The following is a 13431-nucleotide window of genomic DNA, read 5'->3' as shown; positions in this document are numbered from 1 at the left end:
GGCCTCGACGGCCAGTTCGTAGCTTCTCGCCCCGAAGCCTGAAACCAGGCCTGTGGCGGCGAGGGAGACATAGGTGTGCCTGCGGAACTCCTCCCGCGCGGCCGGGTTCGACAGATGACACTCGACGATGGGAATAGCGAGCATCTTCAGCGCGTCCAGCAACGCGATGGATGTGTGACCGTAGGCTGCGGGATTGATGACCAGGGCGCTGGCGGCTTCTCTGGCCTCCTGCACCCAGTCGATGAGCTCGCCCTCATGGTTCGACTGACGGAACACGACCGTGCGGCCGAGCGCGGCGGCGCGGGCCTCACAGGCCGCTCGCACGTCGTCCAAGGTGTGTTTTCCGTAAATCTCCGGCTCACGGACGCCCAAGAGGTTGAGATTGGGGCCGCTCAGCACATAGATCGGTTTCGACATTCGGCCCCGCGGTCGATTCCGGCGTCTTGTACCGGCGGAGCGCAGGGGTCACAAGCACTTGGCGTATAGGCCCATGATGACCCTGACCATCAACGGAGAGACCCGGGCGTTCGACGAGGTCCGCGATATCGCCGGTCTCGTGACGGCGCTCGGCCTGGATCCGCGCAAGGTCGCCGTGGAGCGCAACCTCGAGATCGTACCCCGCTCGGTCTACGCCAGGACCCCGATCGCCGACGGCGACCGGATCGAGATCGTGCAGTTCGTGGGAGGGGGATGATGGACGGCGCCTTGCAAGCTGAAGACACCTGGACCGTCGCGGGACGCACCTTCCGCTCGCGGCTCATTGTGGGCACCGGCAAGTACAAGGACTACGCCCAGAACGCCGCTGCGGCCGAGGCGGCCGGCGCCGAGATCGTCACTGTGGCGCTGCGGCGGGTGAACCTGTCCGACCCCAGCCAGCCGATGCTCGTGGACCATGTGAAGCCGGACCGCTTCACCTTCCTGCCCAACACCGCCGGCTGCTACACGGGCGAGGAGGCGGTGCGGACCCTGCGCCTGGCGCGCGAGGCCGGCGGCTGGGACCTGGTCAAGCTGGAGGTGCTGTCCAACACCAAGCACCTGCTGCCCGACATGGAAGAGACCCTGCGGGCGCTGAAGCTGCTGGTGGCCGAGGGCTTCCAGGTGATGGTCTACACCAACGACGATCCGGTCTACGCCAGGAAGCTGGAAGAGGCGGGGGCCGCGGCGATCATGCCGGCCGGCGCGCCGATCGGCTCGGGGCGGGGGATTCAGAACTTCCTCAACCTCGGCCTGATCATCGAGCAGTCGAGCGTTCCCGTGCTGGTGGACGCCGGAGTGGGCACGGCCTCGGACGCGGTGCTGGCCATGGAGCTCGGCTGTGAGGCGGTGCTGATGAACACCGCCATCGCCGAGGCCAAGGACCCCATCCGCATGGCCAAGGCGATGAAGCACGCCGTGATCGCCGGCCGCGACTCGTACCTGGCCGGCCGCATGCCGAAGCGCATGTACGCAGACCCTTCGAGTCCGCTGTCCGGAATGATCTGAGGCCCTACCTCCGGCCGCCCGCGGCGGAGGTAGGGACCCGTCTTAGGACTGCCCCGGCCCGACGCCGGTGGATTGCTGCTGATCTTGGGCGATCTGGCCGCCCTTTTCCGACTTGTCGTCGTGCCGGTGGACGGGGCGGACCGGCTCGTCCTTGCGGCCGTCGGCGCCTTGGACGCCTGGCTGGGTCTCGCCCTGCGGGGCGGAGCGGTCGGTGTTAGGGTCGGCCATAGGGGGGAACTCCTCGTACTGATCGAGGGCACAACCGACCGCACCGAACCCCTGTTCCCCGAAATGCATCGCCATGCAACCGCGCCTGCACCGGTTGCAGACAAGCGCTGCAACAGTGGCGCCTTTCGCCGTGCGACGGTGCATCTGCTCGCCTTCTGCGAGCGCTCCTAAACAGCCGTCCAACAAAGGGGCGGCGGGGGCCGCGTCGAGAAAAGCAGGGACGGAAGCAAGATGATGAAGCCGCTGGAGCTGGCCGTGGGCGCCGTGGTCGCGATCGCGGTCGCCGCCACCATCGCCGACACGGCCGCCGGCCAGACGCCGCCGGCCGACCGGGGCGTGACCATCCGCCTGGCGCAGGCCGACACCGCCGCGCCGGCGCCGAAGAAGCTGGGCTCGCCGGTGCGCTACGCCCTGGCGTCCATCGAGAAGACCTGCGGCAACGTCACCTACAAGCTCTCCACCGGCAACGGGAAAGGGACCTGCGCCACCGGGGTGGCGGTGGCCGAGTGCACGGACGGGGCCGGCAACACCGCGCGCCTGTATTGCGAGCGCGGCTGCACCCTGACCACGGGATCGGGAGCCTGCCAGGAGAAATAGGCTCTAGCGGGGCGTCATACCCGGCCGGCGAACCACCTGATCCCCCCGGTTTCATCGGCCCATCCTCGCCGCCTGCCCCTGCCGGGGCGGGCGGCTTTTTCTTAGCTGGCCGCCTGCTGCCCGCCGCCGGCGCGGGCCCGGGCGATCGCCAGCCGCAGAGCGTCCATGTCGGCGCCGGACACCGACGCGCCGCCGACTATGAAGTGCGGCGTGCCTTGGATCCCGAGCGCCTCGGCCAGCTGGTGGTTGTCGCTCAGGTGCTTGTTCACCGCGTCGGATTCGGCGGAGGCCTTGACCGCGTTCGGGTCGAGCCCGACGGCGACGAGATTGCGCTGAATGGCGGCGGCGTCGAGGGCCTTTTCGGCCATCAGCCGCTGATGCAGCTCGAAGGCCTTGGGCTTCACCGCCGGCGAGGCCATCACCTGGGCCGCCACCAGCGAGTCGCCGCCGAAGATCGGGTACTCCTTGAAGACGAAGCGCACGTCCGGGTTCTCGCGGATCAGCGTCGCGATCTCCGGGGCCACCAGCTTACAGTAGCCGCACTTGTAGTCGTAGAACTCGACCACGGTGATGGCGCCGTTCGGGTTGGCGACCAGGTCCCGCGGGTCGCGCTCGAGCGCCGCCTTGTGCTTCTCGTAGCCGGCCTTGGCGAGGTTGGCGGCCTCGGCGGTGCGCTTCTCCTCCAGCTTGCGGCTGACCTCCACGAGCACCTCGGGGTTCTCGAGCAGGTAGGCGCGCACCTTCTGGCCGAAGGCCTCGTCGGAGGTGCGCTGGCAGCCGGACACGGCGAGGGCGGCGGCGGCGAGCGCCAGGGCGATTCGGAAACTCATGGACGTAAGATGGCCCCAGGACGGGTTAAACCAAGGTCAGCGGATGGAGCCGCGGGCGATCGAGCCTTCCTTGGCCAGATCGCGCAGATCGTCCTTGGAGGGCTCGGAGGCCAGCACGATGTCGGTGGCGCGGCGCCATTGCGGCGTGTCCTTCGACAACTTCTCCCGGGCCCGCATGGCGAAGACCCGGGCCTGCTCAGCCTGGCCGATGGCGAAGTTGTATTCGGCGGTGGCGAGCCGGGCGAGGCCCTCTTCGCCCTTGCGGTCGTAGGCCTCCGCCAGCAGCCGCCAGGCCACCGCGTTGTCCTCTTCCTGGGTCACCGCCTTGCGCAGCTCGGCGATCCCTTCGTCCAGCTTGGCCGGCTCACCGAGGGCGATCAGGGTCTGGCCGAGGTTGATGCGCAGCAGGGGGGCCTCGGGCATCAGCTCGACGGAGCGCCGCTGCGGCGCCTCGGCTTCCTTGGCCCGCCCGAACTCGAACAGGATTTGGCCCTTCAGCTCCCACAGGTAGGCGTTGGTGGGCTGCTCGACGAGCAGTTCGTCGATGATCTTCAGCGCCTTGTCGGGCTGCTTGAGCTGGTAGTAGGCGATCGAGCGTGCGTAGCGCGCCGGATAGCTCGTGTCCTTCTCGCCGTACTTGGTGATCGCCACACCGGGATTGAGGAAGCCGTCGAGCTTGGCCTTCATGACCTTGTACTCGGCGATCATCTCCGGCGGCGATTCCTTGTTGTAGGACGGCAGCGTCTGCACCTTGGCCTCGAGGGCCGAAATCCGGTTCGAGGAGATCGGGTGGCTGCGGAAGTAGGCGTAGCGCCGGGCCTCGCTGAACACCTCCTGGTAGCGGAAGTTGTTGAAGAACTCGACGAGGCCTTTGCCCGACACGCCGGCCCGCTCGAGGATCTGGGCGCCCGCCTGGTCGGCGCGGTGCTCCTGCTCGCGCGAATGGCCAAGGGCGCCGAGGGTGCCGAAGTAGGGGGCGCTGGTGACCAGACCCGCGGCGGCCTCGCCGGAGCCGGCGAGCGCGGCCAGGACCCCCAGGCCCATGGTCAGCAGGAAGGGGCGCAAGCCCGCGCGGTTCATCTCGCCCGAGCGGGCGGAGTGGCCCCCCGAGAGGTGGCCCACCTCGTGGGCCAGAACGCCCTGGATCTGGTTTGGCGTTTCCGATTCCAGGATCAGGCCGGTGTGCAGGCCGATGACGCTGGGGCCGGCGAAGGCGTTCAGGTCCTTGTCGCCGATCAGCAGGAACTCGACGTTCTGCGGCTCCATCCCGGCCGCCACGATCAGCGGGTCGAGGTAGCCACGCAGCGTCGCCTCGATCTCGGTGTCGCGGATCAGCGACATCCCCTGCGCCTGCGCCTGGGCGGGCGGGACGAGAAGCGAGGCGGCGACGGCGAGGGCGGACGCCAGGCGGGACCAGAACTTAGGGGCGGCCATGCCGTACAATCTCCGAACGCTCCCCCCCGGGGTCCTGTCCGCTTCCGGCGCAGCCGCCGGAAGCGAACGGACAGGCTCCAACTCAAGCCGCAGAGCGGCTCAGCCTGGAGCCTAGACGCTTAGCCGCGGCGCCACCAGCCTCGGCGAGGGGCGGGCGGCGGGGCCGAGATCTCGGCCGGATCCTCCTGCGGGACCGGACGGGCGCGGGGCGCCGGCGCCTCGGCCATCGCCGGCTCCGGCTCGCGGACCGGCTCGACGGCCGGGGCGGGCGCAGGTTCCGGCGCGGGAGGAGCTGGCTCCGGCGGAGCTTCGGCGACGGGGACAGGGGTCTCCTCAGCGACAGCGACCGGCGCAGCGGCGTCCTCGGTCGCCGGAGCGGCGTCCTCGGCGGCCGAAGCGGCCTTGGCGCGGCTGCGCGGACGGCGGGCGCGCTTGGGCTTCTCCTCGGCGGCCGGCAGTTCGACCCACATGTCGTCCGCAGGGCCAGCAACCGCCGGCGCTGCAGCCGGCGCGGTCTCGGCGACCGGTTCGGGCGCGACGGCGCTCACCGGCTCCGGCGCGCGGGCTGGAGCCCGCTCGGCCTCAGCGGCGGACGCGGGGCGCAGGTCCTCGGCCGGATCGTGCCAGACGAAGGGGTCTTCGCCCCAGGGCGCCCAGGGGCGGATCCAGGCGTAGACGTCGGCCGGACGGCCTTCCTCGCGCATCCGGCGACCGCCGCGGCGGCCGCGGCGTCGGCGGCGGCCCTGGCTCTCGTCGTCGTCGCGAGGCGGGCGGCCTTCGCGGACCTCGAACACCTGGCGTTCCGAAACCTCAGCGGCCTCGCCGGGGTCGCGCGGCTCGTCTCCGCGGCGACCACGACGGCGGCGGCGGCGGCGGCCGCCGCGTCCCCCTTCTGCGTCGCCCGTCTCCGCCTCACGCCGGGGCGCGCGGGCCTGGGGCTCGGCCTCGTCCTCGTCCTCTTCGTCAAGGGCCGCTTCGATTTCCTCGTCCTCGGCCTCGTCGTCGAACTCCTCATCCTCGGCGGGCGGGGCGTAGGCCGTCATCGGCGCGGGGGCCACCGGCACGTGGTCGGGCCGCGGCTCGGAGGAGGTCCGTTCGATCTCGTGCTCGGCGTGGGGCAGGGCGTCGTCGATCACCACGGTGACGAACAGGCCCAGGGTCTCGAGCAGCCGCGCCAGGTGCTGGCGCTTCTCGTTGAGGATGTAGAGGCCGACGGCGCGCGGGACCTTCAGGGTCAGCTCGCCGGGGCCCTTCAAGGCCTCGACTTCGACGGCGCGCAGGGCCGCCAGGGCGCTGGATTCCACCGAGCGGACGCGGCCGGTGCCGGCGCAGTGCTCGCACACATGCGTCGTGCCCTCCAGCACGCCGGTGCGCCGGCGCTGGCGGGAGATCTCCATCAGGCCGAAGGGACTGATCTTGCCCATCTGCACGCGGGCCCGGTCGTCCTTCAGCGAGTCCTTCAGCTTCTTCTCGACGGCCCGGTTGTTCTTCGACTCATCCATGTCGATGAAGTCGATGACGATCAGGCCGGCCAGGTCCCTCAGGCGCAGCTGGCGGGCGGCCTCCTCGGCCGCCTCCATATTGGTCTTGAGCGCCGTGGCCTCGATAGTCCGCTCACGCGTGGCGCGGCCGGAGTTCACGTCGATGGCGACCAGGGCCTCGGTCTGGTTGATCACCAGGTAGCCGCCGCTGCGCAGCGGCACGACCGGCGAATAGATCTGGCTGAGGTGGTCCTCGACCTTGTGCTTGACGAACAGGGGCGTCGGCTCGCGGTAGAGCTGCACCTTCTTGGCCTGGGACGGCATCAGCATGCGCATGAAGTCGCGCGCTTCCTTGAAGCCGGCCTCGCCCTCGACCCAGACCCCCTCGATGTCCTTGTCGTAGAGGTCGCGGATCGCCCGCTTCACCAGGTCCTCCTCCTCGTAGATCAGCGCCGGGGCGATCGAGTGGAGGGTGGTCTCGCGGATGTTCTCCCAAAGTCTCAGGAGATACTCGTAATCCCTTTTGATCTCTGCCTTTGTCCGCTTGGCGCCGGCCGTACGGACGATCAGGCCCATGCCCTGCGGCACATCCAGGCTCTGGACCACGGTCTTCAGCCGCTTGCGGTCGGTGACGGTGGTGATCTTGCGGCTGATGCCGCCGCCGCGGGCGGTGTTGGGCATCAGCACGCCGTAGCGGCCGGCCAGCGACAGGTAGGTGGTCAGCGCCGCGCCCTTGTTGCCGCGCTCTTCCTTGACGACCTGCACCAGCATGATCTGCCGGCGGCGGATCACTTCCTGGATCTTGTACTTGCGCATCAGCCGCCGGCGGCGCCGGGCGACCTCTTCCTCCATGACGTCGTCGTCGTCGTCCGCGGCGGCGACCGCGTCCTCGTCATCGGGATCGATCTCACGCGCCGCGACCGGGGCGTCGTCCTCCTCGGCCTCTTCGCGCAGCAGGGCTTCGCGGTCGGCGACCGGGATCTGGTAGTAGTCGGGGTGGATTTCGTTGAAGGCCAGGAAACCGTGACGGTTGCCGCCATACTCGACGAAGGCCGCCTGCAGCGAGGGCTCTACGCGGGTGACCTTGGCGAGATAGATGTTTCCCCGAAGCTGTTTCCTGCTCTGGCTCTCGAAATCGAAATCTTCAACACGGTTCCCATCGACGAGCACCACACGCGTCTCTTCGGCGTGGGCGGCGTCGATCAGCATCTTCTTGGTCATTAAGCGGATCTCCGCGGCGCGCCGGGGCCGTAAGGCCAGGGCGCAGCCAGTTTGTATGAGGGGCGCGCGCAGGTCCGCGGGTCGCGTCGCCAAAGACGGCGCGGGCGGTGAGAGGCCGAGATGGGGCTCGTGCGACGCTGCCCATAATGTGTTCCCAAGACGCGCCTGGGCGCGCGATCGGATGAGTGCGTCGAGGCCGGTGACAGCCGTTGGCGACGCGGGGGGTCGGCGAACGCGGCGCCTGCGAATAGGGCCGGGCGCGTTCACGCGGCGCGACATTGCAACACTGGCCGCCAAAAGGAAAGCGGCTCTCCGTCGCAACGTCTGCTTAACCATTTATGCACCCCCGCCTTGCGTAGTATTCAGACCCTTCAGGTTAGTGGCTGGGGCGAGGCATGCTCGCGCGCGTACGGGGTCTTTTTCGTCGGTCGCCGGTGCGCTTCGGGGTCATGGGCCTGGCGGCGGTCGCCGCTCTGACCGCGTTCGCCGCCTCGCAGGCCGGCGCCACGCCTCCGGGCGTGAAGAAGGTGCGGGTGGGCGGCAGCGCCGCAGAGACCCGAATCGTCATCGATCTCGACAGCTCCGCCTCGGGCCGGGTGAGCTCGGACGGCTCGGGCGATCGCCGCGTGGTCGTCGCCCTGCCGGGCGTCAACGTCGACCAGCCGCTGCAGGGCGGCCGCTACGGCCTGGTCAAGAGCTGGGTGCTGGACGAGAGCGGCGGCTCGGCGCGGCTGCGCCTGGACCTGGCCTCGGAGGCCAGCATCAAGCGCCGGTTCCTGCTGCCGCCGGCCGACGGGATTCCCCATTATCGGTACGTGATCGACCTGGCCGCCGCCAATCCCGCTGCGGCGAAGGCGGCCGCCGCCCCGCAGCTGACCAGCCGTCCGACCCAGGTGCGCGCCGCCCCCCTGCGCCTTCAGAAGGTGGTGGTCATCGACGCGGGTCACGGCGGCAAGGACCCTGGCGCGCACGGGCAGAAGGTGGTCGAGAAGGACCTCACGCTGGCCGCCGCCCAGGCGCTGAAGGCCCGGCTGGAGCGCGAGGGCCGCTACAAGGTCGTGCTGACCCGCTCCACCGACCAGTATGTGCCGCTGGAGAGCCGGGTGCAGATCGCCCGCCGGGCCGATGCGGACCTGTTCATTTCGCTGCACGCCGACGCCGGCACCGAGGACGGGCTGCGCGGCGCCTCGGTCTACACCTTGTCGGACAAGGCCGCGCACCGCTCGGCCAAGTTCGTGAACAAGGAGGACTGGTTCATGAGCGCCAGCGCCTCCGGCGAGGGGGTGCGCGACATCCTGCTGGACCTGACCCAGCGGGCCACCAAGAACCGCTCGGCGGCCTTCGCCGAGGTGCTGCTGGACGGCATCGACGATCACACCCCGCTGCTCCGCCGCAGCCACCGGGAGGCGGGCCTTGCGGTGCTGCTGGCCCCTGACGTGCCGGCCGTGCTGCTGGAGATGGGCTTCCTGACCAACGGCCGCGATGAGGCCAACCTGCGCGACAAGGCCCATCGCTCCCGGCTGATGAACGCCGTCGGCGACGCCATCGACGCCTACTTCTCCGAGCAGACCAAGCTCGCGGCGCGCTGACGCGGGGCGGCAACTGGCCGTTGGCGCCCCCCGCGAACGGGGCTAGAGCAACGACCCTGGGCGGGAGGAGATCCCCGCGGAGGCGAAACGGTCTTGAAACCCCCTGAGAGATGGCTCGCGGTCGCCGGCGTCACGGTGCTCTCCGCCATCGCCGTCGCCGGTCTGTGCCTGGCGATCTATGCGGCCTGGCTGTTCCACGACATGCCCGACGCGGCGGACCTGGCCGACTACCGGCCGCCGACCGCGACCCGCGCCTACGCCTGGGACGGCACCCTGATCGGCGAGTTCTCTCGCGAGCGGCGCATCAACGTGCCCTACGACGCCATGCCGCCGCAGCTGGTGCAGGCCTTCATGGCCGCCGAGGATCGCAGCTTCTTCCAGCACGGCGGGGTCGATCCGGCCGGCCTCAGCCGGGCGATGATCAAGAACGTCTTCAACCTGATGCAGGGGCGGCGCCTGGAAGGCGGCTCGACCATCACCCAGCAGGTGGCCAAGAACGTCCTTCTCACCAGCGACGTGACCCTTGGCCGGAAGATGAAGGAGGCGATCCTCGCCGGCAGCCTCGAGCGGGTCCTGACCAAGGAGCAGATCCTCGAACTCTATCTGAACGAGATCTGGCTGGGCTACCGGTCCTACGGGGTCGGCGCGGCCGCCTACAACTACTTCGGCAAGTCGATCAACGACCTGACCCTCGCCGAGTCCGCCTATCTGGCCGCCCTGCCCAAGGGGCCGCAGAACTATCACCCGATCCGCCGCAAGCAGCAGGCGCTGGAGCGGCGCAACTGGATCATCCGCGAGATGGCCTCGCTCGGCTGGGTCAGCCACGAGGAAGCCCGCAAGGCGATGGCCGAGGACCTGAAGGTCCAGCAGGCGCCGGCGCGCGCCCGCTACAAGGACGCCGACTATTTCGTCGAGGAGGTCCGCCGCCGGGGCCTGGCGACCATGGGCGATGAGCTGCTGGAAGGCGGCTACTACATGCGCACGACCCTCGATCCGCGGCTGCAGACCGCCGCCCGGGTGGCGCTGATGAAGGGGCTGGAGGCCTACGACCGCCGCCACGGCTGGCGCGGCGCCAAGTTCCGCGTCGACATCGCGCCCGGCTGGGAAAAGGCTGCGCTGAAGATCCCCAAGCCCGCCGAGCGCGCCGAGTGGCGCCACGCCGTGGTCACCGACACCGCCGGCGGCGTGAAGGTGCTGACCGTCGAGAACGTGGCCGGCGAGCTGGTCAGCGAGGACGCCGCCTGGGCGCGGGCCGGCAAGGGGCTGAACATCGGCGACCTGATCTTCGTGGAGCCGGGCGAGCAGGGCGGTTTCCGCCTGCGGCAGATCCCGGCGGTGAACGGCGCGCTGGTGGCCATCGAGCCATATTCGGGCCGGGTGCTGGCCATGGTCGGCGGCTATTCCTTTTCGCTGCAGAACTTCAACCGGGCCACCCAGGCCTACCGCCAGCCCGGCTCGGCCTTCAAGCCGATCGTCTACGCCGCGGCGCTGGAGAACGGCTACACGCCGTCCAGCGTGGTGATGGACTCAGCCATCAGCCTGCCGGGCGCGACGCCGGGCTCGGTGTGGCGGCCGGAGAACTACAACCGCAAATACTATGGCGCGCTGACCCTGCGCCGGGGCCTGGAGCTGTCGCGCAACACCATGACGGTTCGCCTCGCCCAGGGCGTCGGCATGCGGCGGGTCGTCGACCTCGCCAAGCGAATGGACGTGGTCGACAACATGGACCCGGTCCTGTCGATGTCGCTGGGGGCAGGGGAGACCACCCCGTTCCGGCTGACCGCGGCCTACGCCTCCTTCGTCAACGGCGGGCGCAAGATCAACCCGCACCTGATCGAGCTGGTGCAGAACCGGGAAGGCGAGGTCATCCTCAAGGCGGACGATCGCAAGTGCCCGCGCTGCGACGCGGGCTTCTCGGGCGACGAGAGCCCCCGCGTGCCGCCAGGCGGGGAGCAGGTGCTCGATCCGGTGACCGCCTTCCAGATCACCTCCATGCTCGAAGGCGTGGTGCTGCGCGGCACGGCGACCTCGGCCCTCGTGCTGGAGCGGCCGGTGGGCGGCAAGACCGGCACCACCAACGAGTACCGCAGCGCCTGGTTCGTCGGCTTCACCCCACAGGTGGTCGCCGGCGTGTTCATCGGCTTCGACGACAACCGCAGCCTGGGCAACGGCGAGACCGGCACGACCGCGGCGGTGCCGATCTTCATCGACTTCATGTCGGAGGCCGCCAAGGACTGGCCGAAGACCGAGTTCAAGCCGCCGAAGACCGCCAAGTTCGGCATGGTGCGCGGCGTCCGCGAGGCCTTCCGACCCGGCACCGAGCCGCAGGCGCGGGTTCCGGTCTCGACCGGCGCCGGCGGCGGGGCGCGTGCGCCGCGCGGGCCGCAGCCCTACACCAAGGCCTGGCCGGGCGGCCGGGTCTCGGGCGCTGACACGGCGGCCGACGCCGTTCGCCCGCCGCCGCCGCCGCCGCCCAAGGCCGCCGACGACATGAGCGGATTGTATTGAGCCGGGCCGCGGCCTATATCGCGCGGCCCATCAACACCCCACGGAGCCTTCTCCATGAGAGCGGATGTGCAGGCCTCTTCGGCCGACATCGAGCAGTCGATCGAACTGCTCAGGAGGCGTCTTTGACTGGGAACCTGCGCTCCGTAAGCTCGACGAGCTGAACGCCCGGGTCGAAGACCCCACCCTCTGGGACGACGCCGAGGCCGCCCAGGCGCTGATGCGTGAGCGGACCCGGCTGGCGAGCCAGGTCGAGGCCGTGAAGAGTCTAGAGCGCGACCTGGCCGAAGCCGTCGAATACGCCGAACTGGCCGACGCCGAGGGCGACGAGTCGGCCCTTGAAGAGGCGCGGGCCCAGCTCGCCGCCCTGAAGGAGCGCGCCGCCCGGGCCGAGCTGGAGGCTCTGCTGAGCGGCGAGGCTGACGGCAACGACGCTTATGTGGAGATCAACTCCGGCGCCGGCGGCACCGAGTCCAACGACTGGGCCCTGATGCTGATGCGGATGTACTCCCGCTGGGCCACGGCTCACGGCATGACCGTCGACGTCATCGAGGAGACGGCGGGCGAGCAGGCCGGCATCAAGTCGGTGACCCTGCAGGTGAAGGGGACCAACGCCTACGGCTGGCTGAAGACCGAGGCCGGCGTCCACCGGCTGGTGCGCATCAGCCCCTATGATTCCAGCGCCCGGCGGCACACCAGCTTCGCCTCGGTGTGGGTCTATCCCGTGGTCGACGACACCATCGAGATCGAGATCAACCCGGCCGACGTGCGCACCGACACCTACCGGGCCTCGGGCGCCGGCGGCCAGCACGTCAACAAGACCGACTCGGCGGTGCGCCTGACCCACATCCCCACCGGGATCGCTGTGGCGTGCCAGACCGAACGGTCCCAGCACCAGAACCGCGACCGGGCCTGGAAGATGCTGAAGGCTAGGCTTTACGAGCTGGAGCTGCAGAAGCGCGAGGCGGCCCAGCAGGCGCTGGAGGACTCCAAGACCGACATCGGCTGGGGCCACCAGATCCGCAGCTACGTTCTGCAGCCCTACCAGATGGTCAAGGACCTGCGCACCGACGTGGAGACGTCCGACACTCAGGGCGTGCTCGACGGCGACCTCGACCCGTTCATGGCCGCCTCATTGGCCCAACGTGTGGGAGCGACCCGGGCGGCGTAGCCCGTGGACGAATCGCAGCCGCAGACCCTAGCTTCGGCTCATCGGATGCGGGGGCATGCCAGTGATGCGTTGGATACGGGGAGCGGTTCTGCCGCTGACCCTGATGGCGGGCCCAGCGCAGGCTCAGGCTCCGGCCGACGCCGAGCCCGGGTTCTCCTACTGCTCCACCTATGAGGGGATCAACGCGGCCAGCCGCGCCTTCATCACCCAGGTGATGCCCGGACGCGTGACGCGGACCGACACCCATTTTCATGGCGATCCCAGCGGGGCCTATACCGAGACTCGGATGGAGACGCGCCTGAAGGCGTCGTTCGACGCCGCGGGCATCGAGACGCACGTCACGAACCCGCGTTGCGAGGGCTGGCCGACGCGGAAGCTGGCCGAAGAGTACCGGGCGGAGATGGCCCAGCGCTGGCTGGGGGATGGTGTTCCGCTGTTCGAGTTCGAGTACGCGCTGACCGGCGGGCCAGTCGGAAACTTCACGCCCTATTCGGGGAAACGGCCGCAGGCGAGCGCGGCCCCTCAGCCGTCAGAGCCCTCGAACGGCCCCGCATTGATCGTGAGCGGCCCCACAAAGGAAGAGCGCGCGGAACGGCGGCAGCAAATCCTGCGCCAGGAAGCCGAGCAGAAGGCGGAGCGCAAACGCTCAGAGCAGCGCAAGGTCGAAGAGGCGCGCCGCCAGGCGGAGGCGAGGGCGGCGTTCGAGGCGTGGAAGAATGCGCCGCGCAAGGCGTCTTCCTGCGGCGGTCGCGGCCAGCCGACGTGCAGCGTCTCCCGTCAGTAGAGGGTCGCCGATGAAGCTGTGGCTTGCCCTGCTTGGTGCGGGCGCGATGCTCGCGCCGTCCGCCGCGCTCGCCGAAGCCGCGCCGGCCTGGTTCATCTGCGGCGCCAAG

Annotated in this window: 12 protein-coding genes; 7 read left to right on the top strand and 5 right to left on the bottom strand. The window is 69.8% G+C overall.

Annotated features, from left to right (window positions below; genetic code table 11):
• A partial coding sequence (gene aroQ, locus VHK87_RS14755; protein WP_329635648.1) for a type II 3-dehydroquinate dehydratase occupies positions 1-417 on the bottom strand: 417 nt, incomplete at its 3' end.
• Between the two features lie 76 nt (positions 418-493).
• Here aroQ and thiS point away from each other — a divergent pair.
• Complete coding sequence (thiS, locus tag VHK87_RS14750; RefSeq protein WP_329635649.1) at positions 494-694, top strand: sulfur carrier protein ThiS; 201 nt, start codon at positions 494-496, stop codon at positions 692-694.
• Positions 694-1482 (top strand): thiazole synthase, encoded by a 789-nt coding sequence (locus VHK87_RS14745; RefSeq protein WP_329635647.1) that lies wholly within the window; start codon positions 694-696, stop codon positions 1480-1482. Before thiS ends, VHK87_RS14745 begins: the two co-directional genes overlap by 1 nt.
• A 42-nt stretch (positions 1483-1524) precedes the next feature.
• Here the strand turns inward: VHK87_RS14745 and VHK87_RS14740 are convergent, their stop codons facing one another.
• Positions 1525-1710: a hypothetical protein gene (locus tag VHK87_RS14740; protein ID WP_329635646.1), complete on the bottom strand. Its 186-nt coding sequence runs from the start codon at positions 1708-1710 to the stop codon at positions 1525-1527.
• 231 nt (positions 1711-1941) lie between these two features.
• On the opposite strand from VHK87_RS14740, the gene VHK87_RS14735 reads away from it, so the two are divergent.
• A complete protein-coding gene (locus VHK87_RS14735; RefSeq protein ID WP_329635645.1) occupies positions 1942-2307 on the top strand; it encodes a hypothetical protein in 366 nt (121 codons plus the stop codon).
• 101 nt (positions 2308-2408) lie between these two features.
• On the opposite strand, the gene VHK87_RS14730 is transcribed toward VHK87_RS14735, so the two are convergent.
• From VHK87_RS14730 to VHK87_RS14720, 3 genes are all read right to left on the bottom strand, one after another.
• Positions 2409-3137, bottom strand: coding sequence for a DsbA family protein (locus VHK87_RS14730; protein ID WP_329635644.1), 729 nt, complete (start codon positions 3135-3137; stop codon positions 2409-2411).
• A gap of 36 nt (positions 3138-3173) precedes the next feature.
• Positions 3174-4571 carry a M48 family metalloprotease gene (locus VHK87_RS14725; RefSeq protein WP_329635643.1) on the bottom strand — a complete coding sequence of 466 codons (1398 nt, stop codon included), beginning with the start codon at positions 4569-4571 and terminating at the stop codon, positions 3174-3176.
• A 119-nt stretch (positions 4572-4690) separates the two neighbouring features.
• Positions 4691-7273, bottom strand: coding sequence for a ribonuclease E/G (locus VHK87_RS14720; RefSeq protein ID WP_329635642.1), 2583 nt, complete (start codon positions 7271-7273; stop codon positions 4691-4693).
• Between the two features lie 395 nt (positions 7274-7668).
• On the opposite strand from VHK87_RS14720, the gene VHK87_RS14715 reads away from it, so the two are divergent.
• The 4 genes from VHK87_RS14715 to VHK87_RS14700 all read left to right on the top strand — a co-directional run bounded on the left by VHK87_RS14715 (position 7669) and on the right by VHK87_RS14700 (position 13322).
• Entirely contained in the window at positions 7669-8862 is a 1194-nt protein-coding gene (locus VHK87_RS14715) for an N-acetylmuramoyl-L-alanine amidase (RefSeq protein ID WP_329635641.1), read from the top strand.
• A 93-nt stretch (positions 8863-8955) separates the two neighbouring features.
• Positions 8956-11370: a penicillin-binding protein 1A gene (locus VHK87_RS14710; RefSeq protein WP_329635640.1), complete on the top strand. Its 2415-nt coding sequence runs from the start codon at positions 8956-8958 to the stop codon at positions 11368-11370.
• A 54-nt stretch (positions 11371-11424) separates the two neighbouring features.
• A protein-coding gene (gene prfB, locus VHK87_RS14705; RefSeq protein WP_329635639.1) for a peptide chain release factor 2 occupies positions 11425-12538 on the top strand; the annotation gives its coding sequence in 2 pieces (ribosomal slippage) (positions 11425-11493 and positions 11495-12538; 1113 coding nt in all).
• 286 nt (positions 12539-12824) lie between these two features.
• Positions 12825-13322 (top strand): hypothetical protein, encoded by a 498-nt coding sequence (locus VHK87_RS14700; RefSeq protein ID WP_329635638.1) that lies wholly within the window; start codon positions 12825-12827, stop codon positions 13320-13322.
• Positions 13323-13431: the final 109 nt, after the last annotated feature.

Origin of the sequence: Phenylobacterium sp. (genome assembly GCF_036263695.1) — a bacterium.
Taxonomy (GTDB): Bacteria; Pseudomonadota; Alphaproteobacteria; order Caulobacterales; family Caulobacteraceae; genus Phenylobacterium.
Note: the sequence above shows the minus strand (reverse complement) of the source record. Positions and strands in the feature narration are given on the sequence as shown.

What these genes read in the sequence shown, in the direction of transcription:
- thiS (WP_329635649.1), top strand. Translation starts at nt 494, where the DNA reads ATGACCCTGACCATCAACGGAGAGACCCGGGCGTTCGACGAGGTCCGC.
- VHK87_RS14745 (WP_329635647.1), top strand. Translation starts at nt 694, where the DNA reads ATGGACGGCGCCTTGCAAGCTGAAGACACCTGGACCGTCGCGGGACGC.
- VHK87_RS14740 (WP_329635646.1), bottom strand. Translation starts at nt 1,710, where the DNA reads ATGGCCGACCCTAACACCGACCGCTCCGCCCCGCAGGGCGAGACCCAG.
- VHK87_RS14735 (WP_329635645.1), top strand. Translation starts at nt 1,942, where the DNA reads ATGATGAAGCCGCTGGAGCTGGCCGTGGGCGCCGTGGTCGCGATCGCG.
- VHK87_RS14730 (WP_329635644.1), bottom strand. Translation starts at nt 3,137, where the DNA reads ATGAGTTTCCGAATCGCCCTGGCGCTCGCCGCCGCCGCCCTCGCCGTG.
- VHK87_RS14725 (WP_329635643.1), bottom strand. Translation starts at nt 4,571, where the DNA reads ATGGCCGCCCCTAAGTTCTGGTCCCGCCTGGCGTCCGCCCTCGCCGTC.
- VHK87_RS14720 (WP_329635642.1), bottom strand. Translation starts at nt 7,273, where the DNA reads ATGACCAAGAAGATGCTGATCGACGCCGCCCACGCCGAAGAGACGCGT.
- VHK87_RS14715 (WP_329635641.1), top strand. Translation starts at nt 7,669, where the DNA reads ATGCTCGCGCGCGTACGGGGTCTTTTTCGTCGGTCGCCGGTGCGCTTC.
- VHK87_RS14700 (WP_329635638.1), top strand. Translation starts at nt 12,825, where the DNA reads ATGGAGACGCGCCTGAAGGCGTCGTTCGACGCCGCGGGCATCGAGACG.